General features: G+C 66.3%; 17 protein-coding genes. 10 read left to right on the top strand and 7 right to left on the bottom strand.

Annotated features, from left to right (window positions below; translation table 11 throughout):
* Nucleotides 1–361 precede the first annotated feature (361 nt).
* The 4 genes from H977_RS0125165 to H977_RS0125150 form a co-directional block, all read right to left on the bottom strand.
* Nucleotides 362–2,506, bottom strand: coding sequence for a 3-hydroxyacyl-CoA dehydrogenase NAD-binding domain-containing protein (locus H977_RS0125165; protein ID WP_029110457.1), 2,145 nt, complete (start codon nucleotides 2,504–2,506; stop codon nucleotides 362–364).
* A 14-nt stretch (nucleotides 2,507–2,520) separates the two neighbouring features.
* The gene (locus tag H977_RS0125160) at nucleotides 2,521–3,732 is read right to left on the bottom strand and encodes an acetyl-CoA C-acetyltransferase (RefSeq protein ID WP_029110456.1); all 1,212 of its coding nucleotides are present in this window, start codon (nucleotides 3,730–3,732) and stop codon (nucleotides 2,521–2,523) included.
* Between the two features lie 449 nt (nucleotides 3,733–4,181).
* Nucleotides 4,182–5,288, bottom strand: a complete 1,107-nt coding sequence (locus H977_RS0125155; protein WP_029110455.1) for an alkene reductase — start codon at nucleotides 5,286–5,288, stop codon at nucleotides 4,182–4,184.
* Between the two features lie 42 nt (nucleotides 5,289–5,330).
* A complete protein-coding gene (locus tag H977_RS0125150; RefSeq protein ID WP_029110454.1) occupies nucleotides 5,331–6,332 on the bottom strand; it encodes a helix-turn-helix transcriptional regulator in 1,002 nt (333 codons plus the stop codon).
* 189 nt (nucleotides 6,333–6,521) lie between these two features.
* Between H977_RS0125150 and urtA the strand changes: the two genes are divergently transcribed.
* Genes urtA through H977_RS0125110 form a run of 8 tightly spaced genes read left to right on the top strand, consistent with a single transcriptional unit; the run spans nucleotide 6,522 to nucleotide 13,981 of the window.
* Entirely contained in the window at nucleotides 6,522–7,769 is a 1,248-nt protein-coding gene (gene urtA / locus H977_RS0125145; RefSeq protein WP_081681837.1) for an urea ABC transporter substrate-binding protein, read from the top strand.
* 3 nt (nucleotides 7,770–7,772) lie between these two features.
* Nucleotides 7,773–8,486: an urease subunit beta gene (locus H977_RS33870; protein ID WP_051289053.1), complete on the top strand. Its 714-nt coding sequence runs from the start codon at nucleotides 7,773–7,775 to the stop codon at nucleotides 8,484–8,486.
* Between the two features lies 1 nt (nucleotide 8,487).
* Complete coding sequence (ureC, locus tag H977_RS0125135; protein ID WP_029110452.1) at nucleotides 8,488–10,203, top strand: urease subunit alpha; 1,716 nt, start codon at nucleotides 8,488–8,490, stop codon at nucleotides 10,201–10,203.
* Nucleotides 10,204–10,215: 12 nt separating this feature from the next.
* Nucleotides 10,216–10,833 carry an urease accessory protein UreG gene (gene ureG, locus H977_RS0125130; RefSeq protein WP_029110451.1) on the top strand — a complete coding sequence of 206 codons (618 nt, stop codon included), beginning with the start codon at nucleotides 10,216–10,218 and terminating at the stop codon, nucleotides 10,831–10,833.
* Entirely contained in the window at nucleotides 10,830–11,633 is an 804-nt protein-coding gene (locus H977_RS0125125; protein WP_029110450.1) for an urease accessory protein UreD, read from the top strand. Before ureG ends, H977_RS0125125 begins: the two co-directional genes overlap by 4 nt.
* Before the next feature lie 2 nt (nucleotides 11,634–11,635).
* A complete protein-coding gene (locus H977_RS0125120) occupies nucleotides 11,636–12,115 on the top strand; it encodes an urease accessory protein UreE (RefSeq protein ID WP_029110449.1) in 480 nt (159 codons plus the stop codon).
* A complete protein-coding gene (locus H977_RS0125115) occupies nucleotides 12,096–12,794 on the top strand; it encodes an urease accessory protein UreF (RefSeq protein WP_029110448.1) in 699 nt (232 codons plus the stop codon). The genes H977_RS0125120 and H977_RS0125115 overlap by 20 nt, the downstream gene beginning before the upstream one ends.
* A gap of 20 nt (nucleotides 12,795–12,814) precedes the next feature.
* Nucleotides 12,815–13,981 carry a pyridoxal phosphate-dependent aminotransferase gene (locus H977_RS0125110; protein WP_029110447.1) on the top strand — a complete coding sequence of 389 codons (1,167 nt, stop codon included), beginning with the start codon at nucleotides 12,815–12,817 and terminating at the stop codon, nucleotides 13,979–13,981.
* On the opposite strand, the gene H977_RS35905 is transcribed toward H977_RS0125110, so the two are convergent.
* Nucleotides 13,978–14,349 (bottom strand): WhiB family transcriptional regulator, encoded by a 372-nt coding sequence (locus H977_RS35905; RefSeq protein WP_286162741.1) that lies wholly within the window; start codon nucleotides 14,347–14,349, stop codon nucleotides 13,978–13,980. The genes H977_RS0125110 and H977_RS35905 overlap by 4 nt on opposite strands.
* A gap of 249 nt (nucleotides 14,350–14,598) precedes the next feature.
* Between H977_RS35905 and H977_RS35430 the strand changes: the two genes are divergently transcribed.
* Nucleotides 14,599–14,931: a hypothetical protein gene (locus H977_RS35430; protein WP_155946815.1), complete on the top strand. Its 333-nt coding sequence runs from the start codon at nucleotides 14,599–14,601 to the stop codon at nucleotides 14,929–14,931.
* Nucleotides 14,928–16,445: a sensor domain-containing protein gene (locus tag H977_RS0125095; RefSeq protein ID WP_029110444.1), complete on the top strand. Its 1,518-nt coding sequence runs from the start codon at nucleotides 14,928–14,930 to the stop codon at nucleotides 16,443–16,445. Before H977_RS35430 ends, H977_RS0125095 begins: the two co-directional genes overlap by 4 nt.
* Here H977_RS0125095 and H977_RS0125090 read toward each other — a convergent pair.
* On the bottom strand, nucleotides 16,442–17,359 hold the full coding sequence (locus H977_RS0125090) for an LLM class F420-dependent oxidoreductase (protein WP_029110443.1): 918 nt from the start codon (nucleotides 17,357–17,359) through the stop codon (nucleotides 16,442–16,444). The genes H977_RS0125095 and H977_RS0125090 overlap by 4 nt on opposite strands.
* Nucleotides 17,360–17,453: 94 nt before the next feature.
* Nucleotides 17,454–17,897 (bottom strand): SRPBCC family protein, encoded by a 444-nt coding sequence (locus H977_RS0125085; RefSeq protein ID WP_029110442.1) that lies wholly within the window; start codon nucleotides 17,895–17,897, stop codon nucleotides 17,454–17,456.
* Nucleotides 17,898–17,958: the final 61 nt, after the last annotated feature.

Below are 17,958 nucleotides of genomic sequence, written 5' to 3'. Positions count from 1 at the left end.
AGCCGGTACTCCTGAGCTACCTGCTGCGCACACGCACCCTCGTCGATCACCTTGCCCACCACTTCGAGCTTGAACTCGAACGAGTACTGCGTTTTGGTCGGTTTTGCCACCAGTACCTTCCTGCCATGCAGGACCCAACGGCGATATATTTCGCGAACCGGCCCCCGGCTCACTCCCAGATACCTCGCCGTGGCGCCATAGCCCCGACCCTGCTCGAACAACGCTACCGCCGCACCACGTTGAGCCTCACTCAACGAACTAGAAGGATGCAAAAAAGTACTCCCCAGAAGAAGAAACTGAATTTCTCAGTCCAACTTCCGGGGAGCACTTCAGAAAAGGGGCAGTTTTGTGTCTGTTCGCGCTACAGAAGTGAGGCCGGCGGCAGGAAGCGGTCGCCGTACTTGGCGGCCAGCTCCTTGGCGCGGGCGACGAACGCCGCCTTGCCGACACCGAGCTCACCCTGGTAGCCGACGATGAACTGGGCCGAACCACCGGTGTACGGCGGGAAGCCGATACCCATGATCGAGCCGATGTTCGCATCAGCAGTGGAGGTGAGAACGCCCTCGTCGAGGCACTTCTGGGTCTCCAGCGCCTCAGCGAACAGCATGCGGTCGATCATGTCCTGCAGCGGCGGCGTCGAGGACCCCGACTTGAACGTCTCCCGCAGGCCGGGCCACAGCTGGGTCCGCTTGCCGTCGACGTACTCGTAGAAGCCGGCACCCTTCAGACGCGACGGGCGGCCGAGCTCGATCATCTTCTCGACAACAGCCTCGGCCGGGTGCGCCACGTAGGTGCCGCCCTCATCCTCGACACCCTTGCGAGACGCCGCGGCGATCTTGTGCATGAGCTCCAGGTTGAGCTCATCGGAGAGCTGCAGCGGCGCCGCCGGGTAACCGGCCTGCGATCCCGCCTGCTCGATCGATGCGGGCTCGACGCCCTCGCCGAGCATGGCCAGCGCCTCGTTGACGAAGGTGCCGATCACGCGGCTGGTGAAGAAGCCGCGGCTGTCGTTGACCACGATCGGGGTCTTGCGGATGGCCAGGGTGTAGTCGAACACGCGGGCCAGCGCCTCGTCAGAGGTCTTCTCGCCCTTGATGATCTCCACCAGCGGCATCTTGTCGACGGGCGAGAAGAAGTGGATACCGATGAAGTCCTCCTGGCGCTTCACGCCGGTCGCCAGACCGGTGATCGGCAGCGTGGAGGTGTTCGAGCCGAGCAGCGCGTTGGGCTCGACGATGTCCTCGATCTCCTGGAACACCTTGTGCTTGAGTTCCTGGTTCTCGAACACGGCCTCGATCACGAAGTCGACGCCCTTGAGATCCTGCGGATCGGCCGTCGGGGTGATCTTGGCGAGCAGGGCCGCGGACTTTTCTTCGGTGGTCTTGCCACGCTTGAGCGCCTTGGCCTCGATGCCCTCCGAGTACGCCTTACCCTTCTGGGCGGCCTCGATGGTGACGTCCTTGAGGACGACGTCGTAGCCGGCCTTCGCCGACACATAGGCGATACCGGCGCCCATCATGCCCGCGCCCAGCACACCGATCTTCTTGATCTCCTGCTTGGCGATGCCCTCGGGCCGCGAAGCGCCGCCGTTGATGGCCTGCAGGTCCAGGAAGAACGCCTGAATCATGTTCTTGGCGGTCTGGCCGGTGACCAGCGAGACGAAGTAACGGCTCTCGATGCGGCTCGCGGTGTCGAAGTCGACCTGCGCACCCTCGACCGCGGCGTCCAAGATGGCGCGCGGCGCGGGCATCGGGGCGCCCTTGAGCTGCTTACGCAGCAATGCCGGGAAGGACGGCAGGATCGCCGCGAGCGCCGGAGTGGACGGGGTGCCGCCGGGAATCTTGTAACCCTTGACGTCCCACGGCTGCGTGTGGGCTTCCGGATTGGCCTTGATCCACGCCTTGGCGGCCGGGATCAGCTCGTCGACGCTGCCGACCAACTCGTCGACCAGGCCGGTCTCCTTCGCCTTGGTCGGGTTGAACCGGGTGCCCTGGCTCAGCACCTCCATGAAGGCCTTCTGGATGCCGAACATGCGCACGGTGCGGGCCACGCCGCCACCGCCGGGCAGCAGGCCCAGAGTGACCTCGGGCAGACCGATCTGGCTGCCCTTGACGTCGGCGGCGATGCGGTGGTTGGTGGCCAGCGCGATCTCCAGGCCGCCGCCGAGCGCGGCGCCGTTGATGGCGGCCACGACAGGCTTGGGCAGAGTCTCGAGCTTGCGGAGGTCGGCCTTGATGGTCTCGACCATCTCGAACGCCTCAGCGGCGTCGTCGGGCCCGATGTTCATCATGCCCTTGAGATCGCCACCGGCGAAGAAGGTCTTCTTCGCGCTGGTGATGACGACGCCGGTGATCGAATCCTGCTCTGCAACAAGGCGTTCCACCACATTGTGCATGGATTCCTTGTAGTGCTCGTTCATCACGTTGGCCGACCCGGTCGGGTCGTCCAGCGTCAGGGTGACGATGCCGTCGGCATCCTTGTCCCACTGAATGGTGTTCTCAGCCATTGTTCTTCGTCTCCCTACACGCGCTCGATGATGGTGGCCACACCCATGCCGCCGCCGATGCACAGCGTGATCAGGGCACGCCGGGCGCCACGACGCTCGAGCTCGTCGACCATGGTTCCGGTGATCATGGCGCCGGTGGCGCCCAGCGGGTGGCCCATCGCGATGGCGCCACCGTTGACGTTGAGCTTCTCGTCCGGGATGTTGAGGTCCTTCTGGAACTTCAGGACGACGGAGGCGAACGCCTCGTTGAGCTCGAACAGGTCGATGTCATCGACGGTCAGACCGGCACGGTCCAGCACCTTCTTGGTGGCCGGGGTCGGGCCGGTGAGCATGATGACCGGGTCGGCACCGCTGGTGGCGGTCGCCACGATGCGGGCGCGGGGGGTCAGGTTCTGCGCAGCCCCCGCACTCTCACTGCCGATCAGCAGCAGGCCGGCACCGTCGACGATGCCCGAGCTGTTGCCACCGGTGTGGACGTGGTTGATCTTCTCGACGTAGTGGTACTTCTGCAGCGCCACGTCATCGAAGCCGCCCATCGCGCCGATACCGTCGAACGCGGTCTTGAGTTTGCCGAGACTCTCCACGGTGGAGCCGGGACGCATGTGCTCGTCGTGGTCGAGAACCACGAGGCCGTTCTGATCCTTGACCGGGACGACGGACTTGGCGAAGTAGCCGCCGGACCAGGCCGCCGCCGCGCGCTCCTGCGACCGCGCTGCGTAAGCGTCGACGTCCTCGCGGGAGAAGCCCTCGATGGTGGCGATCAGGTCGGCGCCGATGCCCTGCGGGACGAAGCCGATGCGGTAGTTGGTCTCCGGGTCAGACGCCCAGGCCCCGCCGTCGGAGCCCATCGGGACACGGCTCATCGACTCGACGCCACCGGCCAGCACCAGGTCGTCCCAGCCCGAACGGACCTTCTGGGCGGCCAGGTTCACTGCCTCCAGGCCCGACGCGCAGAAGCGGTTCAGCTGGAAACCACCGGTGGTCTCGGGCAGTTTGGCCACCAGACCGGCGGTGCGGGCGATGTCGCCGCCCTGGTCGCCGACCGGGGAGACGACGCCCAGGATGACGTCGCTGATCAGCGTCTCGTCGAGGTCGGGGTGACGGCTGCGGATCTCCTCGATCAGACCGACGACCAGGTTGACGGGCTTGATCTCGTTGAGTGCGCCGTTGCGCTGCTTGCCACGCGGCGTGCGGATCGCCTCGTAGATGAAGGCTTCTTCGGACATGTCTGCTCCCCTGCCGTATCGGCGTCCAGGTTCAGGTTGGGTTGTGGAACCGCCCAGCGAATGTGGGCAGTCCTCTGAACGGCAGCGTAGCAGCCTCGCCCAACCCGTTGGTTGGGCCTGTGCTCAGCATCTCCTGTGTGCAGGTGCCGGCCCAACCCCGTCGCGGTTTTCTACCTCTGGGCTGTGCCACGCGAGTCGCAGCGACCCATACGTGGAAACCGGCGTGGCACCAGGCAATGCGTCACCCGCCGCACCCCTACCTGTCGCCGTTTTCGACGCCACGGCTGTGCCACGCGAGTCGCAGCGACCCATACGTGGAAAACGGCGTCGCACCGGGCAATGCCTCACCCCAGCGCCTCACCCTCGGCCGTCGCGGTTTTCGACGCCAGGGCTGCCCACGCGAAATGCAGCGACCCTCAGGTGGAAAACGGCGTGAGGGAGGCTCGGCTTCAGGCCGAGCGCGGCGCTTCGATCTCAATCAGCGACGGGTAATCGGTGTAGCCGATCGGCCCCGGGGCGTAGAAGGTCGTCACATCGGGCTCGTTGAGTTCGGCACCCAGGATCAGCCGGTCGATCAGATCCGGGTTGGCCAGGAAGGCCCGCCCCACCGCGGCGGCACTGATGGCGCCCCACTCGGCGTAGCCCTCCAACTGTGAGAAGTCGGTGCCGGAGTTGCGGCCGGTGTTGAGCACGAACGTTCCCGACCACACGGCGCGGATGACGCCGAAGGCGTGCTCGGCCGGGTCGATGAGCACGTGCAGGTAAGCCAGGCCAAGTGGTGCGATGCGCTCCAGCAGCGCCTCATAGGTGCTGACCGTGTCGTCTTCCCGCATATCTCCGGCGGTGTTCCCGGGAGAGATCCGCAGCCCGACCCGGCCGGCGCCGATCTCGTCGACCACGGCCTCGACCACCTCAGCGGTGAACCGAGCCCGGTTTTCCGGCGAGCCGCCGTAGGCATCGGTGCGCTGGTTGACCACATCGGAGCTGAACTCGTGCAGCAGGTAGCCGTTGGCGCCGTGGATCTCCACGCCGTCCATGCCCGCGTCGATCGCCCGGCGCGCAGCCGCCCGGAACTGCCCGACGATCTCCGCGATCTCGGCGGTGTCGAGCGCCCGTGGCGTCGGCAGCGGCTTCTTGCCAGTGGGGGTGTGGGTGAGCAGGTCGGCGGCGATCGCCGACGGCGCGACCGGATCGAACCCGCTGATGTCGGGGTGCGCCATGCGGCCGACATGCCACAGCTGGACGAACATCTTGCCGCCGGCGGCGTGCACCGAGTCGGCGATCTCGGCCCAGCCATCCTGATGGCGGTCGGTGTAGATGCCCGGGGTGTTCATGTAGGCGCCGTTGGCGGTCTCGGCGACAGCAGTGGCCTCGCTGATGATCAGGCCCGCGCCGGCCCGCTGCGTGTAGTACTGCGCGGCCAGCGGCGACGGCGTGCCGTCGGCATCGGCGCGTGAACGCGTGAGCGGTGCCATGAACAGACGGTTGGTAGCGGCGGTATCGCCGACCTGGATCGGCTGCAACAGCGCGGCATCAGCGTTCAGTTTGTGGGTCACGCCGATCTAAAGCGCCCAGCGCGCAGCAATCATTCCCGGGGGTCAGCCCGCAGCCGGGATATGCGTGCCCAGATCGCGCAGCATCGAGCCGGACAACAGCCCCCAGGAAACCGCTTGCGATACACACGACGCTCGGTTCGTGGCACCGAGTTTCACCGACGCGCTCTCCAGATGGTGCCCGGCGGTCCGCACGCTGATAAACAGTTGCGCCGCAATCTGATTGTTGGTCAGGCCATGTGCAGCCAGCGTCAGAGCGTCCAACTCACGAGGGGTGATTCCGAACGGCAGCGCATCGCGACTGATCAGCATCACCGCGCACATGCTGTCTTGGCGGAACCGGGGAGCGGTGGTGACATACCGCACGTGTAGCCATCCGGCACCGTCATGCCATCGCGTCGCCTCTGCGCGGTGTCCGAGGCCGGCCACAGCCATGGCTCCGACCAGCTCCCGGTCCAGAATCTCGTCGAACGCCTCCCCGACCCGCAGCAGATGGGTACGGCCGGTCCCGTCGACGGCCCAGGCCTGCGCATCCGGCGACATGAGTTCGGCGACCATCCGCGGACGCAGCGAGAAGTCCAGATGTTCGGCCAGTTGCTGGCGCATTGCGTTGATCTCGTCCACGTCGTCATCGCTGGGATAACGCGGGTCGTCACAGTTGACGTGGATGGTGCCGGCGTACGTGCCGTCGGCGGTGACCAACCGCGCCGACAGTCCCTCATCGAACCCGGCGGGCACAAACACGCCCCGGACCGAATACGTGTCCCGGTAATCGGGGAAATCGCGCCAGCGCAGGGCACCGAGACCGCGCCGGCGCATCGTCTCGAACAGCGGGTCGTGATCGATGAACCAGGTGTTGAGGTGGTCGATCACCGGGTCGGGGTAGCCATGGTTGGCGATGGCGATGTGCCGCCGGGAGATCGGATCCCACAGACAGATCGCCGACGCCGAAGAACTTGCGTGCCGCGCCAACCGCTCCAGCATCTCGTGTGCGCGGGTCTCGACACTGGAAGCGCTGTCCAGTACCGCGGCGTAGCTGCCTGCCATCTGAGGGTCCTTTACTGGGGCTCACCAAACTCGAAACCATCATTGGCAGGGCGTGTTTCGTGAATGTTTCAACGCGGAGGCACCCGCGAAAACGACAGCGGCAAATGGGAGATTCCTCCTATGGCCCGATGCGCCGGTGATTCCTACGCTTTCGGCAACTCACCGTCACACGGACAAGGGCCATCACACATGCCGAAGCAGATCCGATACACCCGTCGTGCACTCGCGCTGTTGGCGGCGGTGGCAGCACTCACCGCAGGTTGTGGCAGTCGTGTCGGTGACACCACCAGCGTGGCCGCCAGTTGCGCCGACACCTCCGGCCCCACGGTGAAGGTCGGTGCGATCAACTCGCTTTCCGGCGGCCTGGCCGTCAGCGAGTCGGTCATCCACGACGCGATCACGATGGCCGTCGACGAGATCAATTCCGGCGGCGGGGTGCTCGGCAAACAACTGCAACTCATCTCTGAGGACGGCGCCTCCGAGCCGACGGTGTTCGCTGAGAAGGCCCAGAAGCTGGTCAACAACGACTGTGTGGCAGCGGTTTTCGGCGGCTATACCTCGGCGAGCCGCAAGGCGATGCTGCCCACCTTCGAGGAGTCCAACGCGCTGCTGTACTACGGCCAGCAGTACGAGGGCCTCGAACAGTCACCCAACATCTTCTACTCGGGCGCCACCACCAACCAGCAGATCATCCCGGCGCTCGACTACCTCAAGTCCCAGGGAATCAGATCGCTGTACCTGGTGGGCAGCGACTACGTGTTCCCACGGACCTCCAATGCCATCGTCAAGGCCTATGCGCAGGCCAACGGCATCGAGATCATGGGCGAGGACTATGTGCCGCTCGACAGCACCAACTTCGCCACCATCGTCAACAAGATCCGCACCGCTGGGGCTGACGCGATCTTCAACGTCGTCGTCGGTGGCTCGCTGACGTCCTTCTTCCGGGAGTACAACAGTGCCGGGCTGACCCCGGCGGCGATGCCCGTCATGTCGATGTGCGTCGGAGAGGAGGAAGTGCGCAGTATCGGCGCGGCCACGCTCGCCGGACAACTGTCGTCGTGGAACTACTACCAAACCCTCGACACCCCGGCGAACACAGCGTTCGTCGCCCACTTCAAGGCCCGGTACGGCGCCGACAGAGTGACCTCGGACCCGATGGAATCGGCGTATGCCGCAGTGCAGCTTTGGAAGGCGACGGTGGAGAAGGCAAAGTCCTTCGCGGTTCCCGACATCCAGAAGGCCGCGGGCGGAGTCAGCATCAACGCTCCAGAAGGCACCGTCACGATCGACGGCGAGAACCACCATGTGACGAAGACGGCCCGGATCGGCAAGGTCGCCAACGACGGGTTGATTCACGAGGTGTGGGCCTCGCCGCAGCCCATCGAACCGGACCCGTTCCTGCACGGATACCCCTGGGCCGCAGGGATCACGGGCTGAGACATGCACCTGACACCCAAGGATGAGGACCGGCTGCTGTTGTTCCTGGCCGCCGAACTGGCCCGCAAGCGCCGCGCCGCGGGCCTGGCGCTGACCTACGCCGAAGCCCGTGCCTTGATCGCCGACGAGGTGGCCGAGGCGGCCCGCGCCGGCGCCACCGTCGCCGATGCTGCCGCACACGGGGCCCAGGTCCTGACCGACGACGACGTGCTGCCCGGGGTCCGGACCCTGCTGGGGTCAGTTCAGGTCGAGGCATTCTTCGAAGACGGCCAGAAGCTGGTCACGGTGCACGACGCCATCGGCCCGGGCCACCGGCGGGCGGCCGAGCTCACGGTGGTACCGGGTGAAATCCTCACCGATGAAGGCGATCTGGAGCTCAATGCCGGACGGGCGACCGCCACCGTGACGGTGGAGAACACCGGTGACCGCCCGGTCCAGGTGGGTTCCCACTTCCACTTCTTCGAGACCAACCGGGCGTTGCGGTTCGACCGGGCCAACGCCTACGGGATGCGCCTGGACATCCCGTCTGGCACCGCTGTGCGATTCGAACCCGGTGAGGCCCAAACCGTTTCACTGACCAGCTACGGCGGACAGCGAATCGTCATCGGCCAGAACGATGTCACCAACGGCCCCACCGATACCGCGCCGAGCAAGGAGCTCATGACAACCATGCACACCCGCGGCTTCCTCGACACCTCCGTGGATGCGGAGGCCTGAGATGTCCTACCGCATCAGCCGCCGGCGCTACGCCGAACTGTACGGGCCCACCACCGGTGATCGGGTCCGCCTGGCCGACACCGAGCTGCTGGCCAAGGTCACGGACGACGCCACGGTCTACGGCGACGAGGCGGTGTTCGGCGGCGGGAAGACGATGCGAGAGGGTATGGCGGTACACGGCGATCTCACCAACGCCGACGGCGCACTCGATTTCGTCATCACCAACGCGCTGATCATCGACGCGGTGCTGGGTATCCGCAAGGCCGACATCGGAATCCGCGATGGACGGATCGCCGGAATCGGGAAAGCCGGAAACCCGCGCACCATGGACGGTGTCGACCCGGAACTGGTGATCGGCGCGGGTACCGACATCCGTTCCGGTGAGGGCATGATCGCCACCGCCGGTGCCATCGACGTCCATGTGCACTTCGACAGCGCCGGCCTCGTCGAGGAAGCGATCTCCAGTGGGATCACCACGATGATCGGTGGCGGATTGGGTCCGGTCACGGTGGGCATCACCTCATCCGGGCCGAACAACCTGGCGCGAATGCTGCGTGCCGCCGAGGCGTTCCCGATGAACTTCGGTTTCATCGGGAACGGCAGCGCCTCGAGCACCGCACCGTTGATCGAACAAGGCCGGGCCGGCGCGATCGGCTACAAGATCCACGAAGACTGGGGTGCCACGCCGGCCGCCATCCGGGCTTCCCTGGATGCCGGCGACGATCTGGACCTGCAGGTGCAGATCCACACCGACACCCTCAACGAGTCCGGATTCTACGAAGACACCATGGCCGCCATCGGCGGCAGGCCGATCCACACCTATCACGCCGAGGGTGCCGGTGGCGGGCACGCGCCCGACATCATGCGGGTGGTCGGCGAACCGTACTGCCTGCCGTCCTCGACCAACCCGACAAACCCGTACACGCTCAACACTTTTGACGAACATCTGGACATGGTGATGGTCTGCCACCATCTCAATCCACGCATTCCCGAGGACGTGGCGTTCGCCGAGTCCCGGATCCGCCGCGAGACCATCGCCGCCGAGGATGTGCTGCACGATCTCGGCGCCATCTCCGCGATGGGCTCCGACTCGCAAGGCATGGGACGGATCGGTGAGACCATCGCACGCACTTGGCAATTGGCCTCCCATATGCGGGCGACCCGAGGCGCGCTGCCCGAGGACGAGGGCAGCGGCGCAGACAACGCCCGCATCCTTCGCTACGTCGCCAAGCTCACCATCAACCCGGCGAAACTGTTCGGGATCGACCACGAGGTCGGCTCACTGGAACCGGGCAAGCTGGCCGATATCGTGCTGTGGGAACCCAAGTTCTTCGGAATCCGGCCCGAGGTGGTGTTCAAGGGCGGCTTCCCGGCGTGGTCGGTGATGGGTGAGGCAAACGCGTCCCTGATGACGTGCGAACCGTTGAAGTACCGGCCGCAGTGGGCGGCCTACGGCCGCACCCCCGCCGACGTCTCGGTCAACTTCGTGGCCGGCGCCGCCATCGCCGGCGGGCTGGCGGACAAGCTGGGGCTCGACACCCGCCTGGTGGAGTGCCGCGGCGCCCGCGCCTTGACGAAGGCCGATCTGCTCCACAACGACTATCTGCCCGACATCACGATCGAACCGGACACCTACCGCGTCTTCATCGACGGGCAGTTGTGCCGCAGTACGCCCATGACCACGGTGCCGCTGGGCCGGCGCTACACCCTGAAATAGCCGGAGGCACATATGACTGACGTCATTCGTATCGGTATCGGCGGGCCGGTCGGTTCCGGAAAGACCCGCCTGGTGGAGATGCTGGTCCCCGAGCTCACCGCGGCCGGGCTCGGAGTCGCGGTCATCACCAACGATCTGGTGACCGACGAAGATGCGCAGCGGGTGCGCCGTAGCGGGGTGATCGATCCGCGACGGGTGCTGGCAGTGGAAACCGGGGCCTGTCCGCACACCGCGATCCGGGAGGATCCGTCGGCGAATCTCGCCGCGGCCCGGCGGCTGGTGGCCGAATTCGACGATCTGGACTTGATTCTCATCGAATCCGGCGGCGACAATCTCGCCGCCACCTTCACCTCCGATCTGGTCGACTACTGGATCTTCGTCATCGACACCGCCGGCGGTGACGACATCCCCCGCAAGAAGGGCATCGGGCTGCTGCAAGCAGATCTACTGGTGGTCAACAAGATCGACCTGGCCGACCAGGTGGGTGCTGATCTCGACGGAATGCGCCGCGACTGCGCCGTGGCCCGACCGACGAAACCGACGGTGTTCACCGACCTGCGGTCGGGCCGCGGACTGGCAGAACTGACCGATGCGCTGCTGCGCGGTGCCATGCTCGCGGTGAGCAGGTGATCGCACCCGGCGAGTTGACCGTCCACGTCGGTACCGATGCCACCGGCCGGACCCGCGTCACCACACTGCGTCAGCGTTATCCGCAGCGGGTCACCACCGCATTGCACTCGGATGACCGGTTTCCCGGTGCGGCGGTGCTGTGTGTGCAGAGCCCCAGCGGCGGAACATTTTCCGACGACGACCTGCGTACCACGGTGGTCTGTGCGCCCGGCTCCCATCTGGTGCTGACCACCCAGTCGGCCACCCAGGTGTTCGCCGGTGACGGCCCGGGGGCACGGCATCAGCTCCGGTTCACCGTGCACACCGGCGCGGTCCTGGAGTACATACCTAGAACACTGATCCCGCAGGCTGGTTCGCAGTTCACCCAGACTCTCGATGTCGATGTCGCCGAGGGCGGCCGCTATATCGGCTGGGAGGCCGTCGCCGCGGGTCGCATTGCTCACGGCGAGCGGTTCCGCTACGCGGGAGTGGACACCGCGATCACGGTGCGCTCGGGTGATCGGATGATCGCCCGGGACCGGCAACGGTTCACCCCCGATGTGGCCGACGCACTCGACGGTGACTATGTGGCGACGCAACTCGCGGTTACTCCGGGACTGCCAACGGCGCTCGAATCGGCGCGCGCCGCGCTCACCAACCTGTCCGGGGTGCGCGCCGGTGCCAGCGAACTGCCCAACGGGGCAGGACTTTTCAGCCGGATGACCGCAGACCGGGCACCCGAACTCCGACGGGCCCAGCAGGCCCTGCACACCGCGGTGCGCGACGCCGCACCGACCAGTCGACCGGCAAGGAGCGCATGAACATGCATGCCGACACCGTCTTAGGTAGCGTCACCGATTCGCGATTCGCCGGACGCACCCTCCACCACGTCGACATCGGCTGGGGAGACGCCGGCAAACACCGGCAGCTGGTCACCACCGATACCGGTATCGAAGTGCGGATCACGCTGCCGCGCTCCACGTTTCTGTTCGACGGTGCGGTGGTTGCCGATGACGGCGTGAATGCGGTGGTGGTTCGGCGCCCACCCGAGCCGGCCATCGTGGTTCGCTTCGCCGACAACACGGGGCAGGCGTTACTGCTCCTGGGCCACCTGCTCGGAAACCAGCACGCACCCATCGACGTCGACGAACACTCCGTGACCGTGCCGTTGTTCACCAGCGCCGACGCGGCCCGCCAGATGCTCGCCGACCTGGGGGTCAACGGCCAGATCCACGATGCGCCGATGGCCCCGTCCGGTTGGTCCCGCACCTCGGCCGATCACCATGCCGGCCACCACCACTGACCCGGACGTCGCGCTCGCGCAGTGGATGCAGCTGCACGACAGTGCTTTTCCATCAGGCCGTATGGTGCACAGTCATGGCCTGGAGGAATGGCTGGCCACCCGACCCAGCGCGGACGCGGCGGAGCTTGAGGCAGCGGTGTGCGGCTACCTCATCCACGGCTACGGCCCGTTGGATGCCACCCTCACCGCGCACGCCTGGCGGGCAGCGGAGTGCCCGCGGCTCCTCGCGGACCTGGACGAGCTCACAGCTTCCTACAAGTTGTTCGACAACGCGCGGATCGCCTCGACATCGACCGGCCGTCAGCTCGCGGCCACCGCCGTCGACATCGGGATCGCCGCCAACCACCGATACGTGGTCGGTGTGTGCAACGGGACGACTCCGGGCCATGCCGCCGTCGTGGACGGTGTGGTGCAGGCCCAGCTCGGGGTGCCGGAACAGCTGTCCGTCCTGGGCTGTATCCGGTCGATGATGGCGTCGATGCTCAGTGCCGCCGTGCGGTTGGGCCGGTTGGGGCCGCTGGAGAGCCAGCGCATTCAGTTACGCACTACCGGCCTGGCCGTCCAGCTGGCGCGGGAGGCCTGTCTGCGTCCGTTACACGATCTGTCCGGCACCGCACCGGGGTTTGAGATCAGCGGCATGCGCCATGAGGAGCGGACGTCGAGGCTCTTCGCCACCTGAGCCCGGCTACTGTCGACGACATGACCGTGCAGAGACTGCAGCCCTATGCCGTCACCATCTTCGCGGAGATGTCTGCGCTGGCCACCCGGCTGGGCGCGGTCAACCTCGGACAGGGTTTTCCCGACGAGGACGGTCCGGCCGAGATGCTCAAAGTCGCGCAGAACGCGATCGCCGAAGGCCACAACCAGTACCCACCCGGCCTCGGTATCCCCGAGTTGCGCCACGCGATCGCCGCGCAGCGCAAACGCCATTACGGCATCGATTACAACCCCGACACCGAGGTGTTGGTGACCGTCGGCGCCACCGAGGCCATCGCCGCGTCGGTCCTCGGGCTGGTCGAGCCGGGCTCCGAGGTACTGGTGATCGAGCCGTTCTACGACTCGTACTCACCCGTGATCGCCATGGCCGGGTGTGTGCGCACCGCCGTACCGCTGGTCGCCGACGGTGCCGGCTTCAGGATCGACACCGACGGTTTACGCCGGGCCGTCACACCCAGGACACGCGCGCTGATCCTCAACTCCCCGCACAATCCGACCGGCGCGGTGGCCTCCGATACCGAGTTGCGCGCCGTCGCGGCGCTGGCCATCGAGCACGACCTGCTGGTGATCACCGACGAGGTCTACGAGCAGTTGGTCTTCGACGTCCAGCACCTGCCGCTGGCCGGCTACCCCGGCATGGCCGGGCGCACCGTGACCATCTCCAGCGCGGCCAAGATGTTCAACGTCACCGGGTGGAAGATCGGGTGGGCCTGTGGCCCTGCCGAACTCATCGCCGGGGTTCGCGCCGCCAAGCAGTACCTCAGCTATGTGGGCGGTAGCCCCTTCCAGCCCGCGGTGGCCCATGCGCTCAATCACGAGGACGGCTGGGTGGCCGACCTGCGGGAGGCATTCCAGACCAAACGGGACCGGTTGGGCAACGCGTTGGGCGACATCGGGTTCGAGGTGCACGACAGCCACGGCACATACTTCCTGTGCGCAGACCCGCGGCCGCTCGGGTATTCGGACAGCACGCAGTTCTGTGCCGAGTTGCCACACAAGGCCGGTGTGGCCGCGATCCCGATGTCGGCATTCTGCGACCCCGAGGCGCCACACGCCGACCTGTGGAATCACTTGGTGCGCTTCGCTTTCTGTAAGCGTGACGACACCATGGAGGAGGCGATCCGCCGGCTCGGCGTGTTGCGGAGCTAGCCGTCGTCGCTCAGTGCCACGGCCCGTTCCCTGGCCGTCATCGCACCCCAGATGCCATAGGCCTCGGGAGCGGACAGGGCGTGCGCCCGGCACCGCGCCAGCACCGGACATTCCCGGCAGATCGCCTTGGCGGCGTCCTCCCGTCTGCGCAGCTGGCGTCCCCGGACCTCATCGGGGAAGAACACCTCCGCCGGATGATCCCGGCACAGGCCGTGCAGCTGCCAACTCCATTCGTCGAGCGCTGGTGGTGGCAGATTGCGCGGAGAGCGGTAGGCCGGAATCGTCGCGCGGGGGGCGGCGACATCGCGTAACGACTGGCGCGCAACGACTTCCAGTGGCGGATGGTTGTCGAAAAGCGTGCGGGACAAGGCATTCACCCCTTTGGCGGACGTGGCGTGTGGCCTGCCATGCTTCCAGCCCAGCCGGGGGCAGCACATTGTCATCCTGTAAAGAATCGACCGCAGAATGCGACATTTTGCTGCCCCATTTCGCCACGCCGCGCGCGATTGAGTGGTATGCCACCGTCGCAACCCGGCGCCCGGGATTCGAGTAGTCCCATACTCGCGCGCAATGTCGTTGCATTTGTCACCATCGTAAAGACACTGGTGGGAGGCGTAATGGACATCGGATCGACGGTGGGGCGCGCGGCGGGGATCGCGGCCCTTGCGTTGTCGGCAGCGCTGGCGGTGGCCTGTAGCGGACAACAGGACAACACCGACCCGACGACGTCGCACACGCCGACGACCGGAACGGTTTCGCTGCCGTCGATGACCACCACGACAACGACGACCGCGTACTCGGATCCGACGACGACCTCGGGTGTGGGGTTCACGCACCCGACGACGACACCGCCAACGACGACGACACTGGCGCCCACGACTACTACGACGACGATCACCACGACCACCACCACCACAAGCCCGTCCGCGCCGGCGACACCGCCATCGTGAGCGACGAGACCAAGTCACTCACCCAGTCCGCCGAACGATGGCTGAGCCTGGCGGCGTTGGTCGTGGCACCGACATCGCTGATCACCGGATTGTGCTACTTCTACGGTCTGCTGTTCATCCACGACCGACTGCACTACTTCGGTGTCGATCCGTCGACGCTGGGGTACACCTCGTCCGACTACGCGGTCACCACCATCAGGGTGTTCTTCTTCGCCGCCTTTCGCGTACTCATCGTGATGGCATTGCTCGTGGCTCTGACGGTGGGGGTTCGGCGTTGGGCGGCGTCTAACCGTCGAATCCCGTTGCTACGCACCATCGCATGGCTGTCCGCGGCCGTGGGAGCAGCGGGGTTGATTGTCGCCGTTGTCTGGCTGACGTCCGAGTACAGCATGATCAACTGGGTCATCGAAGGTGCTCCCCCGATCTATATGGCGGGACTGATCGTGGCGGGCATCGCACTGCTCGCCGCAGGTTATTCGGTGCTGGCGCTCACCGGCGGCGTCGGCGGCCTGGGTCGACTACCCAAGATTGCCGAGCGAACAATGCTCGTGCTCGCGGTGATAACCATCGTCGGGGCCTTGTTCTGGGTCACGAAGATCTACGCATCCGATCAGGGCAAGCGCGACGCGGCCTTCACCGCGGGCGGGCTGTGGGCCGCCGACGGCGATTACACCGCGGTGCAACTCGACACCACCGAGGTACTGGGCATTCCGGGCTCCCTCGTCAAGAAATCGGTACTGCCCGCCGAGGGTCCGCCTGCTGCGCCGGTCTACCGCTACCAATGCCTGCGTGTCCTCGAAGCGCACGGCGGTCATTATGTGCTGGTGCCGGCTCGATGGTCGCGCGAGAACGGCTACGCCATCACGGTGACACCCGATGCCTCGCACCGCATCACGGGCGTCATGAACTCGACCCCGGTGGCAAAAGGCGGCACCGTCGACCCGTACTGGCAATGTCCTGAGGTGGTGCGGGTCTTCCAGCCGTCCGACCTCGAATCCGTCTTGCTCAGCCCCGAGACCACCCAGTCGCTCGTGGGCGCGGGCCGCCTCACCGTCACCGGCCCCGACACGATCACGCCTGCCCGCGACAACACCTCAGCGCCCAAAGACTGTGCCCCCGAGAATTATCTGGCGAAAACACCGGATGCTCGCGAACGTGAGTTCACCGGCGACGGCGCATGGATACGCCAACGGGCCATGAGTTTCGCCAACCCGACCCAGGCAGAGGAATTCATGGCCGGGGCTCTGGACCGCTGGAACGATTGCACGGGCAAGGTCGCCTCGGTGAACCGCCGCGGCGAGGCGCAGCCCCGCACCCTCGGAACCCTGGGAGTACAGGAGCGCATTCTGTCCATGCCTGATTCGGCATCGTCGAGCGCGGCCCCGGATTGCACCCAAGCGCTGGCCGCCAAGTCCAATATCGTCGTCGGAGTGGAGGTCTGCGGCACCAAGCAGCCGTCATTGGCCGTCGCCGTCGCCTACGCGATGCGCGACCGCATTCCCACCGACTACTAGGGCAGCGTGGCGGCCACCGCCCACAGCGCGGCCAGATCCTCCGGCTCGGTCCGGATCGGGCTCAGCGCCACATCCGTTGCGCCGGCGTCGAGATACCGCTGCAACTGTGCGCGAACCTGCGCCGCCGTCCCGACCGCAGCCAGCTCAGCGACACTGGAAACCTGTTCGCGGGCAATCACTTTCTGGTATGAGGGGATGGTCCCGTAGAACGCCAGCTGTTCGGCCGCCGTGGCACGGGCCGCGTCGGCATCGTCGTCGACCAGTACCGGCACCATGGCCACCACCTTCGGTTGCGGCCGGCCCGCGGCTGAGGCCGCCGAGGAGATCGTCGGCACGATGAACTCCCCCACCGTTCGCGGCCCGGCGAGGTAAGGCAGTGTCCCGTCGGCCAATTCACCGGTCACGCGAAGGGCTTTCGGCCCCATCGCAGCGACGTACACCGGGACCGGTGCACCACCGGCGACGTGCACGGGCCACTCCGGGCTCGCGGTGAACTCAGCACCGTGGAAGTCGACCGCACCATCGTGGAAGATCGCGCGGAGCACTTCGAGGTGCTCCCGTAGCCGGCCCACCGGGTCGGGCCACACCGTGCCGAACGCCTGGTGCTCGGGTGCATGCGAACCGAGGCCGAGACCCAGTATGAAGTTCCCGTGCGTGCCGGCCTGCGCGGTCTGCGCGGCGGACGCCACCACCAGTGGGTGCCGGGGGTTGAGCGGCACCACCGACGTGCCGACGCCGAGACCCGGCACGGCGGACCCGATCAACGCGGCCAGGGTGATGGCGTCGACGTCGAATTGCTGGGCAATCCAAATCTGGCGGACGCCGGCCGCATACGCGGTGCGGGCCTGCGAGATCGCGGCGTCGACGACATTGGGGGCGGACGGGTTCAGGGCGAGGATGACTCCGGTCGGCATACCGGCACCAACCGACCCGCCACCCCGGGCTATTCCGTTCTGCTCACGCTGCGCCATACCGGCGACAAGCCAGAAGGATTCGGCGGCGCGACGATCACCGGCGCCGCGAACGGCTCATGACGCGCTGACGCAACCGCTCGATGGCCACGTCGAGGACGAGTGTCCGTGCGCGCTTGACGAGGAATTCGGGGATCGGCATCGCGAGGTCGACGATGACGTCGAACCGCACCCGGGTCTTGTCCACCTCTGGCGTCAGGTTGTACTCGACGTGCTGCCCGCGCTGCTGCATGTTGGGCTCGGCATCCCACACCATCCAATGGTCGCCCCAATGAAATTCGAGCAGCTCTTTGTCGGTGATGCCCAGCAACCGCATGGTCGCCCTGACGTGGTGGGGCTTCCCGTCGGGATAGCGGTCGATCACCTTGACGCGGCGATGCAGCGCAGACCAGGACGGCAGCGCGTCGACATCGGCGAGCACCTCCATGATCGCCTCCGGCGAGGCCTCGAAGACCTCCTCGCGTGATGCCCGCACGGCCATATGACCGAATGTAGCGACCCGGGCCGCCAAAGGTCGGCATTTGGGCTCCGACAGCAAACCC

This window comes from Mycobacterium sp. URHD0025, from assembly GCF_000426065.1.
Classification (GTDB): Bacteria; Actinomycetota; Actinomycetes; order Mycobacteriales; family Mycobacteriaceae; genus Mycobacterium.
This window is presented reverse-complemented; position numbering and strand designations above follow the sequence as displayed.

What these genes read in the sequence shown, in the direction of transcription:
- urtA (WP_081681837.1), top strand. Translation starts at nt 6,522, where the DNA reads ATGCCGAAGCAGATCCGATACACCCGTCGTGCACTCGCGCTGTTGGCG.
- H977_RS0125165 (WP_029110457.1), bottom strand. Translation starts at nt 2,506, where the DNA reads ATGGCTGAGAACACCATTCAGTGGGACAAGGATGCCGACGGCATCGTC.
- H977_RS0125160 (WP_029110456.1), bottom strand. Translation starts at nt 3,732, where the DNA reads ATGTCCGAAGAAGCCTTCATCTACGAGGCGATCCGCACGCCGCGTGGC.
- H977_RS35430 (WP_155946815.1), top strand. Translation starts at nt 14,599, where the DNA reads ATGGACATCGGATCGACGGTGGGGCGCGCGGCGGGGATCGCGGCCCTT.
- H977_RS0125115 (WP_029110448.1), top strand. Translation starts at nt 12,096, where the DNA reads ATGCCGGCCACCACCACTGACCCGGACGTCGCGCTCGCGCAGTGGATG.
- H977_RS33870 (WP_051289053.1), top strand. Translation starts at nt 7,773, where the DNA reads ATGCACCTGACACCCAAGGATGAGGACCGGCTGCTGTTGTTCCTGGCC.
- H977_RS0125085 (WP_029110442.1), bottom strand. Translation starts at nt 17,897, where the DNA reads ATGGCCGTGCGGGCATCACGCGAGGAGGTCTTCGAGGCCTCGCCGGAG.
- ureG (WP_029110451.1), top strand. Translation starts at nt 10,216, where the DNA reads ATGACTGACGTCATTCGTATCGGTATCGGCGGGCCGGTCGGTTCCGGA.
- H977_RS0125120 (WP_029110449.1), top strand. Translation starts at nt 11,636, where the DNA reads ATGCATGCCGACACCGTCTTAGGTAGCGTCACCGATTCGCGATTCGCC.
- H977_RS0125110 (WP_029110447.1), top strand. Translation starts at nt 12,815, where the DNA reads ATGACCGTGCAGAGACTGCAGCCCTATGCCGTCACCATCTTCGCGGAG.
- H977_RS0125150 (WP_029110454.1), bottom strand. Translation starts at nt 6,332, where the DNA reads ATGGCAGGCAGCTACGCCGCGGTACTGGACAGCGCTTCCAGTGTCGAG.
- ureC (WP_029110452.1), top strand. Translation starts at nt 8,488, where the DNA reads ATGTCCTACCGCATCAGCCGCCGGCGCTACGCCGAACTGTACGGGCCC.
- H977_RS0125090 (WP_029110443.1), bottom strand. Translation starts at nt 17,359, where the DNA reads ATGCCGACCGGAGTCATCCTCGCCCTGAACCCGTCCGCCCCCAATGTC.